Genomic DNA, 18,926 nt, shown 5'->3' with positions numbered 1-18,926 from the left:
TCTCCCCGCAGAAGACGCGGGATCTGAAAGAAGAGAACGGATCAGCAATGTCACAGGCGACGACCCGCGAGATCGGGATCATCATGAACGGCGTCTCCGGGCGCATGGGCTACCGGCAGCACCTGGTGCGGTCGATCCTCGCGATCCGTGACGGGGGCGGCATCGAGCTGCCCGACGGATCCCGCATCACGGTGAAGCCGATCCTCGTCGGCCGCAACGAGGCGAAGCTCGCCGAGCTCGCCGCGAAGCACGGCATCGAGGACTACACGACCGACCTCGACGCAGCGCTGGCCGATCCGAAGTGGGAGATCTACGCCGACTTCCTCGTGACGAAAGCGCGCGCGTCGGCGCTGCGCAAGGCGATCGCGGCAGGCAAGGCGATCTACACCGAGAAGCCCACGGCCGAGTCGCTCGACGAGGCCCTCGAGCTCGCGCGCCTCGCGGATGCCGCCGGCGTCAAGACCGGCGTCGTGCACGACAAGCTCTACCTCCCGGGTCTGCAGAAGCTCAAGCGCCTCATCGACTCCGGTTTCTTCGGACGCATCCTGTCTGTGCGCGGCGAGTTCGGCTACTGGGTGTTCGAGGGCGACTGGCAGCCCGCGCAGCGCCCGAGCTGGAACTACCGCACCGAAGACGGCGGCGGCATCATCGTCGACATGTTCCCGCACTGGAACTACGTGCTCGAGAACCTCTTCGGCGAGGTCAAGAGCGTGTACGCCCAGGCCGCGGTGCACATCGCGGACCGCTGGGACGAGCACGGCGAGCACTACACCGCCACCGCCGAAGATGCCGCCTACGGCATCTTCGAGATCGAGGGCGGGATCGTCGCCGAGATCAACTCCAGCTGGACCGTGCGCGTCAACCGCGACGAGCTCGTCGAGTTCCAGGTCGACGGCACCCACGGATCCGCGGTCGTCGGACTCTTCGGCGCGAGGATCCAGCCCCGCAACGCCACGCCGAAGCCCGTGTGGAACCCCGACCTCGAGGACTCGCACGACTACGACGCCGACTGGCAGGAGATCCCCACCAACGACGTGTTCCTCAACGGGTTCCGTCAGCAGTGGGAGGAGTACCTCGTCTCGTTCGTCGAGGGCACGAAGTATCCCTTCGACCTGCTCTCGGGAGCGCGCGGCGTGCAGTTCGCCGAGGCCGGCCTGACCTCCAGCGCCGAGGGCCGCAAGGTCGCCCTGTCGCCGCTGACCCTGGGCTGAGCATGAGCACTCTCCGACTCCTCGACGCCGCGGGTGCGGTGACGGATGCCGAGCTGCGCGAGGGCGGTGGGTACACGCGACCCTCCGCCCCTCTGCAGAGCCGCGTCGCCTACGCCGCGGCCCACGTCGTGCCGAAGGTGCACGCCGACAACACCCCCGGCCGGCCCGCCGACATCGACTGGGATTCGACGCTCGCGTTCCGCCGCAACGTCTACTCCTGGGGCCTCGGCGTCGCCGATGCCATGGACACCGCGCAGCGGAACATGGGACTGGATGCCGCGGCGACCCGCGAGCTCATCGCACGCAGCGCCGAGGTCGCCCGCGAGGAGGGCGGCTCGGTCGTGGTCGGCGTCAACACCGACCACATCGCCGAGTCGCACATCTCGCTCGAACAGGTCATCGACGCCTACACCGCGCAGCTGCACTTCACCGAGGAGCAGGGGGCGGGGCCCGTGCTCATGGCCTCTCGCCACCTCGCCAGGGTGGCCGAGAACGCCGACGACTACCGTCGCGTCTACCGCGAGGTGCTCTCCTCCGCCACGGTGCCGGTGGTGCTGCACTGGCTCGGCCCGGCCTTCGACCCCGAGCTCGCCGGCTACTTCACTTCGTCGTCGTCGAGCCAGGGTGGCGCTCCGGATGACTGGCAGGCGGCATCCGCTGTGCTGCTCGACATCATCGCCGAGAACCCCGACAAGGTCGCGGGCGTGAAGATGAGCCTGCTGAACGCCGAGTCCGAGATCTCGGTGCGCGAGCGCCTGCACTCTCAGGAATCGACGCAGGGCGTGCGCATGTTCACGGGCGACGACTTCAACTACGTCGGGCTGATCGGCGGCGACACAGTGGGGCAGGGCGAGGGCCACTCCGACGCGCTGCTCGGCGCGTTCGCGGCGATCACGCCGGTGGCGTCCGCCGCGATCCAGGCTCTGGATGCCGGAGACCCCGCACGCTACCTCGAGATCCTCGGGCCGACCGAAGAACTGAGCCGCCAGGTGTTCGCGACTCCGACCTTCTACTACAAGACGGGCGTCGCGTTCCTCGCGTGGCTCAACGGGCACCAGCCCGCCTTCCAGATGGTCGGCGGCCTGCACTCGGCACGCAGCCTGCCGCACCTGAGCCGCATCGTCGAGCTGGCGAACGACTCTCTGGCGCTCGAGAACCCCGACCTCGCGCGCGAGCGCTGGCACGGGATGCTGCGCCTGAACGGCATCGATGCAGGGAGCGTGGCACGGTGACCGTCGATCCTCGCCTGTCGATCAACCAGGCAACGATCAAGCACGCCGACCTCGCGACCGCACTGCGGGTGACCGCGGATGCCGGTATCCAGGCGATCGGTCTGTGGCGCGAGCCTGTGCACGAGGTCGGACTCGACAGGGCCGCGCAGATGCTCGCCGACTCGGGGCTCCGGTTCAGCACGCACTGCCGCGGCGGGTTCTTCACCCTCCCCGAGGGCACGGAGCGCCTCGCCGCGCTCGACGACAACCGTCGAGCGATCGAGGAGACCGCGACGCTCGCGGCCGCCGGGGCCGAGGGGTCGACGGCGGTGCTCGTCCTGGTGGCAGGCGGCCTTCCGGCGGGGTCCCGCGACCTGATCGGTGCGCGTGAACGTGTGCGCGATGCGATCGGAGATCTCGCCGCCGACGCGAAGGCGGCGGGGGTGACGCTGGCGATCGAGCCGCTGCATCCGATGTACGCGTCCGATCGTGCGGTCGTGTCGACCCTCGGCCAGGCGCTCGACATCGCGGCGGACTTCGATGCGCAGGTCGTGGGCGCGGCGGTCGACACCTTCCACATCTGGTGGGATCCGCAGGTGCTCGAGCAGATCGCGCGCGCCGGCCGCGAGGGCCGCATCGCGACCTACCAGGTGTGCGACTGGAAGACCCCGCTCGCCGCCGACGTGCTGCTGTCTCGCCACTACCCGGGCGACGGCGTGATCGACTTCGGCTCGCTCACTCGCGCGGTGATCGAGACCGGATACGACCGAGACATCGAGGTCGAGATCTTCCACGCCGACATCTGGGCGGATGCTCCCGAGAACGTCGTGCGGCGCACGGCCGAGGCGTTCGGCGCCGCGGTCTCGCCCCACCTGACGTGACGCACGGGTGGCCGATCGCGGTGTTCGAGGCCGGCATGAGTCTGTCCTCGTTCGCGTCCCGGCCTTCGTTCGTCGGCCCTCGTTCGTCAGCCCTCGTTCGCGTCCTCGTTCGTCGGCCCTCGTTCGTCGGCCTCGTTCGTCGGCCTCGTTCGTCCTCCCCGTTCGTCTGCAGGACGCGGGCACGGATGCAGGATGAGGATGTCGGTCGGGTCCTGCATCCGTGCTTCGGTCCTGCAGACAGACGCCGTGACCGCGTGCCGCCCCTTGAGATGATGACCGTATGACGAAGATCCGAACGGGAACGATCCGACCTGGCCTGTGCTCGGTGACCTTCCGGTCGCTGCCCGCAGAACGGGTGATCGAGCTCGCGGCGCAGGCCGGACTCGAGGTCGTCGAGTGGGGCGCCGACGTGCACGTCGCCCCGGGCGATGTCGAGCGCGCCGTCGCCGTGGCGCAGGCGACGACAGATGCCGGGCTGACGTCGTGCTCGTACGGATCGTACTTCCGCGCCGGGCGTGATGAGCCCCTCGCACCGATCCTGGACACCGCGGCGGCGCTCGGCGTCGATCGGGTGCGCGTCTGGGCCGGCGAACTCGGGTCGGCGGAGGCGTCGCCCTCGCACTGGGCGGATGTCATCTCGCGCCTGCGCGACGCGACGGCGGAGTCGACCGCACGGGGGATCGAGCTGGCGCTGGAGTTCCATTCCGGCACCCTCGCCGACACGGCGCCGACGGCGCTGCGGGTGCTCGCCGAGGTGGCCAGTCCCGCGCTCAGCACCTACTGGCAGCCGACGGTCGGGGCCGCCGTCGACGAGGTGCTGGGCGAGTACCGCGCGGTCGCCGCGCACACCAGTGCGGCGCACGTGTTCTCGTGGTGGCCCGCGCAGGAACGACGTCCGCTGCGGGCGCGGGATGCCCTCTGGACGCGCTTCTTCGCCGAAGCGCTCTCGGCCCCGAGGCCGCCCCGCGACGCCCTGCTCGAGTTCGTGCCGAACGACGACCCGGCGCTGCTGCCCGGCGAGGCGGCGGCCCTGCGCTCCTACCTCTCGAACTGATGGCCGACATCGCCGCGATCACGCGGGTGCGGGATACCGGTCGGCTCCCGGGCGCGGGGGCCGCCCCGCAGTATGCTCAGGGCATGAGCCAGCAGGAAAGCCTTTCCCGCGCGCGCCAGCCGCGCCACTCCCGAGGGACGGCGCCGACCCTGCACGACGTGGCCCGCGAGGCCGGAGTCTCGCTCGCCACGGCATCCCGCGTGCTGAACGGGTCTGAGCGCAAGGTCGCGGAGTCGTTCCGCGAGCGAGTGGAGCAGGCGGCCGCGGAACTCGGATACACCGCCAACGCCTCGGCGCAGGCGACCGCCCGCGGCAGCTCGCCGGTGATCGCCCTTCTCGTCGCCGACATCGCCGACCCGTACTTCGGACTGATCGCCGCAGGAGTCGCGCGCGGCGCCGACGAGCAGGGCCTCGTCGTGACGATCGCGATCACCGAACGCGACCCGGCCCGCGAAGCGCGCATCGTGCGCGCCCTGCGTGGACAGCGCCCCCAGGGACTGATCCTCGCCGCCTCCCGCACCGATGAGCCGACCGACTCCGACACCGCCCGCGAACTCGCGGAGTACGCCCGCTTCGGCGGACGCGTCGTGACCTTCGGAGCGGGCAGCGCCGAGAACCGTCACGTCGAGATCGACAACCGCGCGGGCGCCGCCGCGCTCGGCCGGCAGATGGCGTCGCTCGGCTACCGTTCGGCGATCGCGATCGGCGCCGCCGAGGGAGTGCTGACCTCCGACGAGCGTCTCGCCGGCTTCCGTGCCGGCTTCGAGTCGGGCGGCGGCAGCGTCGACCGCGTGCTCCGGGGCGACTTCCGACGGGAATCGGGAGCCCGTGCGATGTCCGATGCCCTCGCGCAGGGCGTCGAACCCGGCACCCTCGTGTTCGGCATGAGTGACGTCGTCGCGATCGGCGCGATGGCGGCGATCCGCGACGCAGGACGCGAGATCGGCACCGACATCGCGGTGTGCGGCTTCGACGACGTGCCCTCCAGCAGTGACGTGAGCCCGGCGCTGACGACCGTGCGCGTGCCGCTGACCGAGGTCGGCTACCAGGCCTTCCGCGCGACGGTCGACGCCGACTGGACGCAGGCGCCGCTGCCGCTCGAGGTCACCGTGCGCGCGAGCACCCCCGGCCTCACCCGATGACCCGAGTGGTCCTCGCGCCCGACAGCTTCAAGGGCACGATCACGGCGGCGGATGCTGCGGCATCCCTCGCCGAGGGGTGGGCGTCGGTCGATCCCTCGGCCACGTTCGTGCACCGGCCGATGGCGGACGGCGGCGAGGGCACCGTGGCGGCGTTCGCGGCTGCGGTGCCCGGCGCGCGGATGATGCCGGTCGCGGTCGACGGACCCGCGGGGTCTCGCGTCGAGACGAGCTGGCTGCTGCTGCCGCCGACCGGCGAGACCCCCGGCGGCACCGCCGTCGTCGATCTGGCGTCGACCTCGGGCATCGAACTGCTCGCGCGGCTGCGCCCCTGGGATGCCGATACGACAGGTTTCGGGCAGGCGATCGTCGCCGCCCTCGACCACGGCGTCTCGCGCCTGGTGGTCGGCATCGGCTCCAGTGCGTCGACCGACGGGGGAACCGGCATGCTGGCTGCCCTCGGCGCCCGGTTCCTCGACCGGGGCGGGATGCCGGTCGCGCGCGGAGCGCGGGGACTCGCCGACATCGCCTCCGTCGATCTGGCCGGGCTGCGCGCGGCCCCCGAGGTGCGGGTGCTCACCGACGTCACCAACCCGCTCACCGGCGGCCGCGGGGCCGCTGCCGTGTTCGGTCCGCAGAAGGGGCTCGCCGCCGACGACATCGCGGGAGTGGATGCCGCGCTCGCGCGCCTCGCCGAGCTGCTCGCCCTCGATCCGGCTCTGCCCGGCACGGGAGCCGCCGGCGGAACCGGCGGAGCACTCGTCGTCTGGGGGGCGACCCTCGCTCCCGGTGCGGCCGAGGTGGCCGACCTGATCGGACTGGCGGATGCCGTCGCCGACGCCGATGTGGTCATCACGGGGGAAGGGTCGTACGACGGGCAGTCCGGCGACGGCAAGGTGCCCTCGTTCATCGCCGCCCTCGCGACCGGGGCCGGGGTGACGCCCCTGCTCGCTGCCGGACGGATCACCGCCGACGCCGACACGGGGGTCTTCGCGGCATCCGCGTCGTTGACCGACCTCGCGGGGTCGGCCGATGCCGCGCTCGCCGAACCCGCGCGGTGGTTGCGCGAGGCCGGCGCGGTGCTCGCCCACTCGCTCTGATCCGGCGCGTCCGCGCGGCGGTGCCCGCGTCGGGTCCGCGCGGCGGGTGCTCGCATCCGCTCGTGCCCGCATCCGCTCGTGTGCCCGCATCCGCTCGCGTGCCCGCCAGGCGGGGTCAGTTTCGCACCGGGATCGGCCTATCGGGGTGTGTTTTTGGCCCCGCTCGGATTCTCGACCTCGAAGCCGCCCTGTATAGGGCTTCGGTAGGGCTTTCGCCCGCTCGCCGGGCGGGGTCACTTTCGCACCGCGGATGCCGGGCGGGGCCACTTTCGCATCGGGATCGGCCTATCGGGGTGTGTTTTTGACCCCGCATGGGAATCGGCCGACCTCGCAGCCCCCCTGTGCAGGAGGCTTCGGTCCGGCTTTCGCCCGCTCGCCGGGCGGGGTCAGTTTCGCACCGCGGATGCCGGGCGGGGTCAGTTTCGCACCGCGGATGCCGGGCGGGGCCACTTGCGCATCGGGATCGGCCTATCGGGGTGTGTTCTTGGCCCCGCTCGGATTCTCGACCTCGCAGCCGCCCTGTGCAGGAGGCTTCGGCCCGGCTTTCGCCCGCTCGCCAGGCGGGGTCAGTTTCGCACCGGGGATGCCGGGCGGGGTCAGTTTCGCACCGCGGATGCCGGGCGGGGCCACTTGCGCATCGGGATCGGCCTATCGGGGTGTGTTTTTGACCCTGCTCGGGAATTGGCCGGCCTCGGTGCGAAAGTGACCCTGCTCGGGAATTGGCCGACCTCGGTGCGAAAGTGGCCCCGCACCCGCACCCGCACCCGCACCCGCACCCGCACCCGCACCCGCACCCTGCCCCGCACGGACGCCGGCTCGAGCACGCGCGCCCGCCCCGGATGCACTCTGCCCCCGCACGAGACGACGTGCGGGGGCAGAAGGCAGCGAGACGGATCGGGACTCAGCCTCCGAGAGCGGCCGACACCACGGCGCGGGCCTCGGCCTGCACCTCGGCGAGATGCTCGGGTCCGCGCAGGCTCTCGGCGTACAGCTTGTAGACATCCTCGGTGCCCGACGGCCGCGCGGCGAACCACGCGTGCTCGGTCTGCACCTTCAGCCCGCCGATCGCGGCGCCGTTGCCCGGTGCGTGCGAGAGCTTGGCCGTGATGTCCTCGCCCGCGAGGGTCGTCGCCGAGACGGCATCCGGGGCCAGCTTGCCCAGCGTCGCCTTCTGCGCGGGCGTCGCCGGAGCGTCGACCCGCTGATAGGCCGACGACCCGAACGCCTGCTCGAGTTCGGCATACCGCTCCGACGGCGTCTTGCCGGTGACGGCGATGATCTCCGCCGCGAGCAGGCACAGCAGGATGCCGTCCTTGTCGGTCGACCACACGGAGCCGTCGAACCGCAGGAACGACGCACCGGCCGACTCCTCGCCGCCGAAGGCCACCGATCCGTCGAGCAGCCCGGGAACGAACCACTTGAAGCCGACCGGCACCTCGAGCAGGCGACGACCGAGCGACTCGGCCACCCGGTCGATGATCATCGACGACACGAGGGTCTTGCCGATCGCGGCGTCGCGGGGCCACTCGGAGCGGTGCGAGAACAGGTAGTCGATCGCGACGGCCAGGTAGTGGTTCGGGTTCATCAGCCCGGCGTCGGGAGTGACGATGCCGTGGCGGTCGGCGTCGGCGTCGTTGCCGGTCAGCACGTCGAAGTCGCCCTTCTTGGCGACGAGCGAGGCCATGGCCGAGGGAGAGGACGGATCCATGCGGATCTTCTCGTCCCAGTCCAGCGTCATGAAGCGCCACGTGGGGTCGACCTCGGGGTTCACGACGGTGAGGTCGAGGTCGTACACCTCCTTGATGAGCGCCCAGTACTCGACGGACGCGCCGCCGAGGGGGTCTGCGCCGATGCGCACACCGGCATTGCGGATCGCATCCATGTCGATGATCGTCGCGAGGTCGCGCACGTACGCGTCACGGAAGTCGTAGCCCGGGATCGCATCCCAGTCGACGTCGGCGAAGCGCTCGCGCTTCACATCGACCAGTCCGCCGGCGATCAGCTCGTTGGCGCGGTCGGCGATCCACCCGGTCGCGTCGGTGTCGGCGGGTCCTCCGTGCGGCGGGTTGTACTTGAAGCCGCCGTCGCGCGGGGGGTTGTGCGAGGGAGTCACGACGATGCCGTCGGCGCGGCCGGCGGCATCCGCGGGGAGGTCGCGGTTGAAGGTGAGGATGGCGTGGCTGAGCGCAGGTGTCGGGACCCATGCGTCACGCGAGTCGACACGGACGTCGACCCCGTTCGCGACGAGCACCTCGATGGCACTGCGCTCGGCGGGCAGCGAGAGGGCGTGGGTGTCGCGACCGAGGAACAGGGGACCGGTGATGCCCTGACTCGCGCGGTAGTCGACGATCGCCTGCGTCGTCGCGAGGATGTGGTTCTCGTTGAAGCTGCCCGTGAGCGAGGATCCGCGGTGGCCGCTCGTACCGAACGCGACCCTCTCGGCGGCGACACCGGGGTCGGGGATGCGATCGTAATAGGCGGCGATCAGTTCGTCGACATCGATGAGGTCAGTTTCCTCCGCGGGGAGGCCGGCACGGCTCGTCATGCAGACAGTCTGCCCCCATCCGGGGCTGCGCGCATCTTCTGGGCATCTGCAGGTGCCCTAAGGTGAAACGCGTGACTGCACGCCGCACCTACAGCTATCTCGGCCCCGCCGGAACGTTCACCGAAGCGGCACTCGATCAGGTCGCCGACGCGCGTGGTCAGGACAGGCGTGCGGTGCACAACGTGGGCGAAGCGCTGGCGGACGTGCTCGAAGGACGCAGCGACGCAGCCATGATCGCGATCGAGAACTCGATCGAGGGTGGCGTCTCGACCACGCAGGATGCTCTGGCCACCCTGCCCGGGCTGCGGATCGTCGGCGAGTATCTGGTGCCGGTGAACTTCGTGCTGGTCGCCCCGCGCGGCACCGCGCTGTCGCATGTGCAGGTCATCGCCGCACACCCCGTGGCCTACGCGCAGTGTCATGGCTGGCTCGGCACCCACCTGCCGACCCATTCCCATGTGCCCGCCGCGAGCAACGTCGCTTCGGCGATCGGGATGCTCGACGGCAGCCTCCCGGTGCAGGCGGCCATCGCCGCCCCCGGTGTCGTGAAGCACCTGGACGTCGACGTCCTTGCCGAGGGGATCGGCGACAACGCGCAGGCCGTGACCCGCTTCGTGCTCGTGACCCGCACGACCACGGCCCCCGCGCCGACCGGCGCCGACAAGACCTCGCTCATCGTCGAGCTCCCGAACGACCACCCCGGGTCGCTGCTCGAGATGCTCGAGCAGTTCTCGACGCGAGGCATCAACCTGTCGCTGATCCAGTCGCGCCCGATCGGCGACGAGCTCGGCCGCTACCGATTCGTGATCGATGCCGACGGGCACATCGAGCACGAGCGCATGGCCGACGCGCTGCTCGGCATCCGTCGTTTCAGCCCGCGCGTGGTGTTCCTCGGGTCGTACCCGCGGGCCGACCGCCAGATCGTCCAGTACCCGGAGCGGTACTCCGACGAGATCTTCGTCGAGGCGCGCGACTGGCTGCGAGCGATCCTCTCGGGTGAGCCGGAGGCGTAGTCGGCGCGACTGCGGGGACCGTCGCGGCGGGTCGCGCGGCCGGTAGCCCGGCGTGCAGGGCCGTCAGCGCTTGTGCCCGACGCGCAGGGCTTTCAGTGCTCTGCCTGTCGCGCAGGGCTTTGCTCTGGGAACCTCGGCGATGACCGGCGCCGCTCGCGCTCGGCGTCGTCCGGCGCTGTACCCCGCCGTCAGTGCTCTGGGAACCTCGGCGATGACCGGCGCCCGCTCGCGCTCGGCCTCGTCCGGCGCTGTGCTCCGCCGTCAGTGCTCTTGGAACCTCGGCCAATCGCTTCCCGGCCGCATCCGCGCATGCAATGCGCCCTTGGCCGACTCGAGATTCGGGTACACGCCGGATGCGGCGTCGGATCCCGCCATCACGACCGTGTAGCCCTCGTCGTCGTGACGGATGCTGCCGACCACGCCGTTCGTCCCGTAGGCCACCCAGAGGGCCAGGGTTTTGGTGCTCATCATCGAACCCCTTCCGTTGACGGTGACGCTACGCCTCGGGGCACCGGAATACCAGCCCCGCCAGACGTGTCGCGCTCGCCCGTGCCGGTTCGCGGTGCCGGTGCCCGTGCCCGTGCCCGTGCCCGTGCCCGTGCCGGTGCCCGTTCGCACCGCGAGCCGCGATCTGAGCGGGGTCGATTTCGCATCGCGATCTGGGCGGGGTCGATTTCGCATCGGAAAGGCCGCTTGGGGATGCGGAAGTGGCCCCGCACCGAGAGCCGAGTGCGGAAGTGGCCCCGCACGGAGGGCCGGGTGCGGAAGTGGCGGCCCTCGGAGGCTCGGGTGGTCGGAGGGGCGGCGGGGTCAGTTTCGCATCGCGATCTGGGCGGGGTCGGTTCCGCATCGGAAAGGCCGCTTGGGGATGCGGAACTGGCCCCACTCGAAGGGGCGGGTGCGGAAGTGGCCCCGCACAGACAGCCGGGTGCGGAAGTGGCCCCACTCGAAGGGGCGGATGCGGAACTGGCCCCACTCGAAGGGGCGGATGCGGAAGTGGCCCCGCACAGACAGCCGGATGCGGAAGTGGCCCCGCACCGAGGGGCGGATGCGGAAGTGGCCCCGCACAGACAGCCGGGTGCGGAAGTGGCCCCGCTCGGCGGTGCGGCGGTGCGGGGGCAGGGGCAGGGGCAAGGACGCGAGGGAGGAGAAGGCGGGAGTCAGCGGCGGGATGCCACCGCACGCCGGATGCGGTCCAGCAGCGGTCGGGTGTCGACGAGGTCGAGCTGGGTCACCCGGATGACGATCCATCCGAGATCCTCGAGCTCTCGTTGTCGCTGAACATCGCGCCGCCACTGGTCGCGGCTGGTGCGGTGGCCATCGCCCTCGTACTCGATCGCGATCTTGAGGTCGGGATAGGCGAGATCGCTTCGCGCGATGAGCACGCCGTTCTCGTGGATCTCGTGCTGCACGACGGGCTCAGGAAGACCGCCTGTCGCGAGGAGCAGACGCGTCTCGGTCTCCTTCGGAGATTCCACTCCGTCACGCGTGCGGGACAGCCCGTCTCGGACTCGTCGGGAACCGGGGAACCGGACCCAGGCCCGCAGGCACTGCTCGATATCGATCGGGGTGAGCGTCGGACGCCCCTCACGCAGTCCGGGGTAGTTGTCCGCCGTGCTGGTCATGGCGTCGAGAGCGATGACCATTTGATCGTCGGTGAGCGTCCCCGCGCACATGAACAGCGCCGTGACCGGATCGACGCCCGGGATCTCGCCGATTCGCCAGGGATGCGCGCGGCCCTCTGCCAAGCGCAGGCCGGTGATGCCGCGGCTGCGGACACGGGCCGAACCGGTCGTCACGACCACGGTGATCGGTGCGTCGATGCTCCAGGTGCCGGGATGCGGATAGCCCCACACCCGCATCGCCGTCTCCCCGCCGATGAGCTGGCCGTGTCGAAGTCGGGGCGCCAGGGCGGCAACGCGCTCGAGCGCCGTCTCCGCAGCCCTGATCGAACGGACGCCGCGAAACGGACGGTCGAGATCGGGCGCAGCCGCACGGCCACGACCCACGCCCGCGGCCGCGGCCTGCCGCACGGTGAAATGGCGGCCGAGTTCGTCGGGCAGGAGGATCCGATGGCGCATCCGACAAGGATGCGTGCCCAGCGCAGGGGTCGGGCATCTTCGTCGCCGGATTCCCGGGAGTTGTGGACAAGTCGCGCCTGTGGACAATATCCGCGCGCAGCTCGTGAGTCCGTTGCGTCGCGCTCCGGGACCGGTCCCGTGCCCGGTGCGGGGTCACTTCGGCATTCGGCCACGTGTGCGGGGTCAGTTTCGCATCCCACCGCGGCGTTTCGGATGCGATTTCGACCCCGCCTGGGCGGATCGCCCGGGTCCCGGTGTCGGTCGCGTGTGCGGGGTCACTTCGGCATCCGGCTGTCGGTGCGGGGTCAGTTTCGCCTCCCACAGCGGCGTTTGGGATGCGATTTCGACCCCGCCTGGGCGGGTCGCTCGGGTCGCGGTGTCGGCCACGTATGCGGGGCCACTTCGGCATCCGGCTGTCGGTGCGGGGTCACTTCGTCACCCGCCGGACGGGGCGGGGTCGTTTCCGCATCCCCAAGCGGGCTTTCCGGTGTGAAATCGACCCCGCCTGGACGCGGCCGGTGCCGGTCGGGGCGCGGACGCCGGATCGACGCACGAGGCACGGAAGGCGGGGCGCCGGTCGGGGCGCGGACGCCGGATCGACGTGCAAGGTGCGGAAGACGGGGCACGGGTCGGTGCAGGGACGCCGGAGCGCCGCACGCCCTCCGGACCGGACCGGACGAGGCCTACGCCGCGGACGAGGCCTACGCCTACGCCGCGGACGCGCCCGACGCCGCGCCCGACGCCGCGCCCGACGCCGCGGCCGCGACGAGCTCGAGCGTCTGAGCGCGACCGTCGGCGCTGTCGCGCGGCTCGGACTCGTACGCCCCGGCGACCGGAGACAGCATGACCTCGTCGACGCCGTACTTCGCGGCGAACTCGCGCACCTCGGCGGCGACCGAGTCACCGGTGCCGACGAACCACCGCGAACGCGCGGCTTCGACGACCTGGTCGGTCGCGGCATCCGTCTCGGCGGCCAGTGCCTCTTCGACGGTCTCGAGCGCGACCAGCGGCTTGTTCAGGCGCAGCCTCGCCATCATGCGCAGCTGCGGCAGGGCGCGAGCCTCAGCCTCGTGCTGCGTGGGCGAGGCCACGGCGTTCACGGTGAGGAACGTCTGCGGCTCGGGGTGCTCCTCGCTCGGCTGGTAGCCCGTGCGATAGAGATCGAGGGCGCGCTCGAGACCTTGCCCCGAGAAGTGGTTCGCGAACACGTAGGGCAGTCCGTGCGAGGCGGCGAGCTGGGCCGAGTAGTCGCTCGATCCGAGCAGCCACACGACCGGGGCGCCGGTCGCAGCCGGGGTGGCCCGCACGGTGTATTCGCCGCCTGAGGTGAAACGCAGCGAGGCGCCGTCGCCCGACACGAGGGCACCGATGTCCTGCACATGGCGGGGGAACTGCTCGACGTCGCTCGTGGTGCCCGATCCGCGCAGCAGCTGCGTGATCACGGGGTCGCTGCCGGGCGCGCGTCCCAGACCGAGGTCGATGCGTCCGGGGGCGATGGCCTCGAGTGCGGCGAACTGCTCGGCCACGATCAGCGGCGCGTGATTGGGCAGCATGACGCCGCCGGAACCCAGGCGGATCTTCGACGTGCGCATCGCCGCAGCCGCGATCAGGACCGGGGGAGTGGTGGATGCCACGGCGGGCATGTTGTGGTGCTCCGCGAACCAGAAGCGGCGATAGCCGAGTCGGTCGGCGACGGCCGCGAGGGACAGGGAGGCCGTGATGGCCTCGGCGCTGGTCTGCCCGGTACGCACCGGGACGAGGTCGAGAACGGAGAGAGCAGTCACCCCGACCCCAACGCCGGACCCCCGCGACGCATTCCCGATGCGGAACGGACGCCCCGATGCGGAACGGACGGACGCGGGGCCGCGACGCGGAGGACGGAAGACGCCGCGACACGTAAGACGGAGAACGCCGCGACACGTAAGACGGAGAACGCCGCGACACGTAAGACGGAGAACGCCGCGACGCGTCGGGAGGAGAACGCCGCGACACGTCGGGAGGAAGACGAACCGTGGGGCGGGCGGCGAAGCCCGCCCGCCCCACGGTCGCGCTCAGGCGTCGATGGCCTGAGGCTGCTCCGCCGATTCCACGGTGATCTTGCGTGGCTTCGCTCGTTCGCTCACCGGGATGATCACCGACAGCACACCGCTCTCGTACGCGGCGCTGATGCCGTCGAGGTCGACGCCGTCGCCGAGCGTGAACTGACGCAGGAACGACCCGGCACCGCGTTCACGGGCGAGCCAGCGCGCGCCGTCGCGGGTGTCGGCCGTGCGCTGGGCGCGGATCGTGAGCTGGCCCCCGTCGAGGTCGACGTCGATCGACCCTGGGTCGGCGCCCGGCAGATCGGCGTGCAGGACGTAGCGGTCGCCGTCGCGGTAGAGGTCCACCGGCATCAGCCGGGGAGCGCGGCCGGAGTCCAGCACACTCGCGGCGAAGCGATCGAGCTGGCTGAAGGGATCGAAGGTCAGTGCCATGAGGTTTCTCCTTTCGAGCGGCCCAGGAGGGCGGATGTGTGATGCAGATAATCTGCATCGCGTGGTGTAGATTTTTTATAGAACAAATCTCAGAACACCGCAAGTCGATCGAAGGGATCTCGACGCATGATCCGCCGCGACCCCCGCACGCCCCTGTACGGCATCGCCGTCGCCGCGCAGCTCGTAGACCTCCCCGAGGCCACCCTGCGCCTGTTCGAGAGCAGAGGTCTGCTGACGCCGGCCCGCAGCGAGGGGGGAACCAGGCGGTACAGCGAGGACGACATCGATCGGCTGCGTCGGGCGGCGGCACTGCGTGACGACGGCGTCAACATCGTCGGCATCGCTCGCGTCCTCGCGCTGCAGGACGAGAACACCGGCCTGCGCGCGGCGCTGGAGGACACCGCGACGTCCGACTGAGGGGCTGCGTGCACCGGCGATCCGCGCAGTAGCGTGAGTGCATGGATGCGGAGATCTTCTACGTGCTCGTCGGCGCCGTCATCGTGGCGGCCATCGCGCGATGGCGGGGGTGGCCGGCGCCGCTGCTCGTGACGGTGGTCGCGCTCGCGGCATCCTTCCTGCCGTTCGTGCCCGAGGTCGAGATCGACGGGCATCTGCTGCTCAACCTCGTGCTGCCGCCGCTGCTCTACTCCGCCGCGCTCGACGTCTCGTTCGTCGGCTTCAAGCGCAGCCTGCCGCAGATCCGCCGGCTCGGCATCACCCTCGTGCTGCTCACCTCGGTCGCCGTGGGGCTCGTCGCGTGGTGGATCCTGCCCTCGCTCACCCTGCCGGGCGCGCTGCTGCTCGGGGCGATCGTGGCTCCGCCCGACGCGGTCTCGGCGGCGGCGATCGGCCGCAAGCTCGGGCTTCCGCGTCGCATCATGACGGTGCTGTCGGGTGAGAGCCTGATCAACGACGCGACCTCGCTCACCCTCTACCGCGTCTTCGCGGCGATCATCGCCGGCGCCACCCTCACCGTCTGGGACGGCGTCTGGCAGTTCCTCGCCGCGGTCGGTGTCGGCGTCATCGTCGGTCTCGTTTTCGGCATCGTGCTGCACCAGCTGCGCATGCGGATCAGCGACGCCGTCGTGATCGGCACCTTCGGACTGCTCGCCCCGTTCGGCGCCTATGCGATCGCCGAGCATCTGCTCGGCTCGGGTGTGCTCGCCGTCGTCGCGATGGGGCTCTACGTCGGATACAACTCCCCACGCACCGACTACACCACCCGTCAGCAGGAGACGCCGCTGTGGCTCTCGGCCGATCTGCTGCTCGAGAGCTTCGTGTTCGCGTACATCGGCCTGCAGTTCCCCCGTGTGCTCAGCGACCTCGGCGGCGAGGAGGTGGGCCGCATCCTGCTGCTGTCGGGGGCGGTGCTGCTGGTCGTCCTCGTCATGCGACCGCTGTACGTGTACCCGGCGAACCTGTGGGCGAACCGGCAGGACCGGCGGCGGCTGGAACGCTGGGACCGCTCCGTCGCCTCCGGGGCGTTCGATGAGCGTCGCCGTGAGTCGAAGCGCTGGAAGCACTACAGCGCCGAGGAGCTGCGCTCCCAGATCGTGCGCGATCGGATGGCGGGTCTCCAGCTCACCTGGAAGGACAACGCCGTCATCTCCTGGGCGGGCATGCGCGGGGTGGTGACGCTGGCGACCGCGCTCGCCGCCGCCGACCTCGCCGCTCTCGACACCGAGCCGTCGCATGCGATCGTGGTCGTCGCCTTCGTCGTGACCGTCGGCACCCTGCTGCTGCAGGGCCTGACGCTGCCGATGCTGATCCGCGGGCTCGGCATCGCGAGCGACGTCGACGACGAGGACGACGCGAAGGCGATCGCCGACATCAAGGCCAAGAGCCGCGAGGCGGGCACGGCGTTCCTCGCCGAGAAGCGCGTCGAGTGGGAGGCCAAGTACGGCGAAGTCGACCTCAGCGTGTTCGACGCCTTCACCCGGCGCATGACGCGGGTCGAGCGCGACACCGACGAGGCGCAGCAGGTCGAGGATGCCGTCGCCAGGCCCTCGTACGACGACCTGGCCGCCCTGTCGCGGGGCTGGCTGCAGGTGCGGCGCGGGATCCTGCTCGAGGAACGCGATGCCGGCAACCTCGACGAGGAGGTCATGCGCGAGCTGATGACGGCGATGGATGCGGAGGAGCTCGCGCTCGACACCCGTGGTGCCACGCGTCAGCAGGGTCGCGCGTAGCGCAGGTCGCCGCATGCACGAACGCCCCGCCCGAGGTGGGCGGGGCGTTCGGTCGGTTCCGTGGTGTGGGCCGGGGAACGGTGCGGGTCAGCGGGTGCCGGCGGGCGCGTTCTCGGATGCCGCGGCATCCGCCTCGTCGTCGTCGGAGTCGTCTGCGAACGGCAGCCCCTCGCGCGGCGCGTTGTAGAGCTCCTCGTCGAGGATGCCCTCGCGCTTGGCGACGATCGCGGGGACGAGCGCCTGGCCCGCGACGTTGACCGCCGTGCGGCCCATGTCGAGGATCGGGTCGATCGCGAGCAGTAGGCCGACGCCCTCGAGCGGCAGACCCAGGGTCGACAGCGTGAGGGTGAGCATGACGGTCGCTCCGGTGGTGCCCGCCGTGGCTGCGGAGCCGACGACCGAGACCAGCACGATCAGCAGGTACTGCACGAAGTTCAGCTCGATGCCGAAGAACTGCGCGACGAAGATCGCGGCGATGGCCGGGTAGATCGCCGCGCATCCGTCCATCTTCGTGGTCGCGCCGAACGGCACGGCGAACGAGGCGTACGAGCGGGGCACGCCGAGGTTGCGCTCGGTCACGCGCTCGGTGAGGGGCAGCGTGCCGATCGAGGAGCGGCTCACGAAGCCGAGCTGCACGGCGGGCCACACGCCCGAGAAGTACTGCCTGATCGACAGCCCGTGCGTCTTGACGAGCACCGGGTAGACGACGAACAGCACGAGCGCGAGTCCGATGTAGACCGCGATGGCGAACCAGCCGAGGGCGGCGAGCTTCTCCCAGCCGTACTTGACGACCGCGGCGCCGATGAGTCCGAACGTGCCGATCGGGGCGATGCGGATGATCCACCACAGCACGCGCTGGATGACCTTGAGCAGTGACTCGGTGAATGTGAGGAAGGGCTCGGCCTTCTTGCCGGCCTTGAGGGCGGCGATGCCGACCGCGACGGCGACGACGATGACCTGCAGGATGTTGAAGTTCACGCTCGAGCTGAACGTGCCATCCGTGGCGCCGGGGTTGGTGCTCACGCTGAGACCGAGGAAGTTCTGCGGGATCAGACCCAGCAGGAAGTTCCACCAGGTGCCGACCGTGTACGGGTCGCTGGGCTCGAGGCCCTCGCCGGCGCGCGACCCGGGCTGCAGCACGAGGCCGAGGGTGATGCCGATGGTCACGGCGATGAACGCGGTGATCGCGAACCACAGCAGGGTCTGACCTGCGAGGCGAGCGGCGTTCTGCACCCGACGCAGGTTCGAGATGCTGGCGACGATCGCGGTGAAGATCAGCGGCACGACGGCGGCGCGCAGCAGCGTGACGTACGAGCTGCCGATCGTGTCGAGGGTGGCGGACAGGCCGTTCGGGCTGTCGGCCGTGGCGCCGAGCTGGCGGGCGATCAGGCCTGCGGCGATGCCGAGGACGAGGGCGGCGAGGATCTGGAAGCCGAACGACGTCAGCAGCTTCCGGACGGGACCTCGGGTGTCTGTCGCCTTCGTGGGGCGGGCGGTGGTGCTCATGGGGTGGGGACTCCAGGATCGGTGCGCGCCGTGTGCACGCTATAACGCTCAACGCTATGAGGGCGTGCGAATTCCGAGGCCGACATGACGAAGGATGACGGATGCCGCGGCATCCGTCATCCTTCGTCAGTCGACGGACCTCACTGGGTGAAGCCGCATTCCTCCACGTTGTCCCGGAGGATCTTCGTGGTCAGATCCTTCTCCTTCTCGTTCGCCTGCTTGTCCTCACCGTTCGCGATGTAGCCGAGGGTCTCATTGCTGAGGTCGGAGTCGACGAGCTTCTCGGCGAAGCACTGGGCGACGTCGTCGGTCACGACATCGCCGAGGCCCTGGTCTTCGTATACCTGCTGGATGCCGTCGGCGACGTCATCGGCAGAGGGGCGGGCCGCGCCACCGCAGGCGGCGAGCGAGAAGGCGAGGGCCGCGATGGGCAGGGCCATGAGGATGCGGGAAGAAGTGCGCGAGGTGCGGTCGTTGAGGGTCATGGTTACGACGCTAGCGGCCCACAGGGAATTCATAGTG

At 70.6% G+C, this 18,926-nt stretch carries 17 protein-coding genes; 9 read left to right on the top strand and 8 right to left on the bottom strand.

Translation table 11 applies throughout. The features are described from left to right. Nucleotides 1-47: 47 nt before the first annotated feature. The 6 genes from DXT68_RS14525 (at nt 48) to DXT68_RS14500 (ending at nt 6,596) form a co-directional block, all read left to right on the top strand. Complete coding sequence (locus DXT68_RS14525; protein WP_045253649.1) at nt 48-1,211, top strand: Gfo/Idh/MocA family protein; 1,164 nt, start codon at nt 48-50, stop codon at nt 1,209-1,211. Between the two features lie 2 nt (nt 1,212-1,213). Next, nucleotides 1,214-2,443 (top strand): dihydrodipicolinate synthase family protein, encoded by a 1,230-nt coding sequence (locus DXT68_RS14520; RefSeq protein WP_045253650.1) that lies wholly within the window; start codon nt 1,214-1,216, stop codon nt 2,441-2,443. Beyond that, nucleotides 2,440-3,303: a sugar phosphate isomerase/epimerase family protein gene (locus DXT68_RS14515; RefSeq protein WP_045253651.1), complete on the top strand. Its 864-nt coding sequence runs from the start codon at nt 2,440-2,442 to the stop codon at nt 3,301-3,303. The genes DXT68_RS14520 and DXT68_RS14515 overlap by 4 nt, the downstream gene beginning before the upstream one ends. A 280-nt stretch (nt 3,304-3,583) precedes the next feature. Then, nucleotides 3,584-4,357, top strand: a complete 774-nt coding sequence (locus DXT68_RS14510) for a sugar phosphate isomerase/epimerase family protein (protein WP_052677673.1) — start codon at nt 3,584-3,586, stop codon at nt 4,355-4,357. Nucleotides 4,358-4,440: 83 nt separating this feature from the next. Beyond that, nucleotides 4,441-5,499 (top strand): LacI family DNA-binding transcriptional regulator, encoded by a 1,059-nt coding sequence (locus DXT68_RS14505; protein ID WP_082068887.1) that lies wholly within the window; start codon nt 4,441-4,443, stop codon nt 5,497-5,499. Beyond that, nucleotides 5,496-6,596: a glycerate kinase gene (locus tag DXT68_RS14500; RefSeq protein ID WP_045253652.1), complete on the top strand. Its 1,101-nt coding sequence runs from the start codon at nt 5,496-5,498 to the stop codon at nt 6,594-6,596. The genes DXT68_RS14505 and DXT68_RS14500 overlap by 4 nt, the downstream gene beginning before the upstream one ends. A 901-nt stretch (nt 6,597-7,497) precedes the next feature. Here DXT68_RS14500 and pgm read toward each other — a convergent pair. After that, the gene (gene pgm, locus DXT68_RS14490) at nt 7,498-9,141 is read right to left on the bottom strand and encodes a phosphoglucomutase (alpha-D-glucose-1,6-bisphosphate-dependent) (RefSeq protein ID WP_045253653.1); all 1,644 of its coding nucleotides are present in this window, start codon (nt 9,139-9,141) and stop codon (nt 7,498-7,500) included. Between the two features lie 62 nt (nt 9,142-9,203). Between pgm and pheA the strand changes: the two genes are divergently transcribed. Then, entirely contained in the window at nt 9,204-10,154 is a 951-nt protein-coding gene (gene pheA / locus DXT68_RS14485) for a prephenate dehydratase (protein ID WP_045253654.1), read from the top strand. A 261-nt stretch (nt 10,155-10,415) separates the two neighbouring features. Here pheA and DXT68_RS14480 read toward each other — a convergent pair whose 3' ends face one another. The 5 genes from DXT68_RS14480 to DXT68_RS14460 all read right to left on the bottom strand — a co-directional run bounded on the left by DXT68_RS14480 (nt 10,416) and on the right by DXT68_RS14460 (nt 14,709). Continuing rightward, nucleotides 10,416-10,622 carry a hypothetical protein gene (locus DXT68_RS14480; protein WP_045253689.1) on the bottom strand — a complete coding sequence of 69 codons (207 nt, stop codon included), beginning with the start codon at nt 10,620-10,622 and terminating at the stop codon, nt 10,416-10,418. Nucleotides 10,623-10,964: 342 nt separating this feature from the next. After that, the gene (locus DXT68_RS14475) at nt 10,965-11,288 is read right to left on the bottom strand and encodes a hypothetical protein (RefSeq protein ID WP_156149272.1); all 324 of its coding nucleotides are present in this window, start codon (nt 11,286-11,288) and stop codon (nt 10,965-10,967) included. Nucleotides 11,289-11,314: 26 nt separating this feature from the next. After that, entirely contained in the window at nt 11,315-12,235 is a 921-nt protein-coding gene (locus DXT68_RS14470) for an endonuclease domain-containing protein (protein WP_052677675.1), read from the bottom strand. A gap of 707 nt (nt 12,236-12,942) precedes the next feature. Then, nucleotides 12,943-14,019: an LLM class flavin-dependent oxidoreductase gene (locus DXT68_RS14465; RefSeq protein WP_045253656.1), complete on the bottom strand. Its 1,077-nt coding sequence runs from the start codon at nt 14,017-14,019 to the stop codon at nt 12,943-12,945. Nucleotides 14,020-14,286: 267 nt separating this feature from the next. Further along, nucleotides 14,287-14,709, bottom strand: a complete 423-nt coding sequence (locus DXT68_RS14460; protein WP_045253657.1) for an Hsp20/alpha crystallin family protein — start codon at nt 14,707-14,709, stop codon at nt 14,287-14,289. A gap of 126 nt (nt 14,710-14,835) precedes the next feature. On the opposite strand from DXT68_RS14460, the gene DXT68_RS14455 reads away from it, so the two are divergent. Both DXT68_RS14455 and DXT68_RS14450 read left to right on the top strand, forming a co-directional pair. Further along, nucleotides 14,836-15,126: a MerR family transcriptional regulator gene (locus tag DXT68_RS14455; RefSeq protein ID WP_045253658.1), complete on the top strand. Its 291-nt coding sequence runs from the start codon at nt 14,836-14,838 to the stop codon at nt 15,124-15,126. Between the two features lie 41 nt (nt 15,127-15,167). Then, nucleotides 15,168-16,898: a cation:proton antiporter gene (locus DXT68_RS14450; RefSeq protein WP_045253659.1), complete on the top strand. Its 1,731-nt coding sequence runs from the start codon at nt 15,168-15,170 to the stop codon at nt 16,896-16,898. Nucleotides 16,899-16,985: 87 nt separating this feature from the next. Here DXT68_RS14450 and DXT68_RS14445 read toward each other — a convergent pair whose 3' ends face one another. After that, nucleotides 16,986-18,404, bottom strand: a complete 1,419-nt coding sequence (locus tag DXT68_RS14445; protein WP_045253660.1) for a dicarboxylate/amino acid:cation symporter — start codon at nt 18,402-18,404, stop codon at nt 16,986-16,988. Nucleotides 18,405-18,544: 140 nt separating this feature from the next. Further along, entirely contained in the window at nt 18,545-18,889 is a 345-nt protein-coding gene (locus tag DXT68_RS14440) for a hypothetical protein (protein WP_045253661.1), read from the bottom strand. Between the last annotated feature and the right edge of the window lie 37 nt (nt 18,890-18,926).

Source organism: Microbacterium foliorum (assembly GCF_003367705.1).
Lineage (GTDB): Bacteria > Actinomycetota > Actinomycetes > Actinomycetales > Microbacteriaceae > Microbacterium > Microbacterium foliorum.
This window is presented reverse-complemented; position numbering and strand designations above follow the sequence as displayed.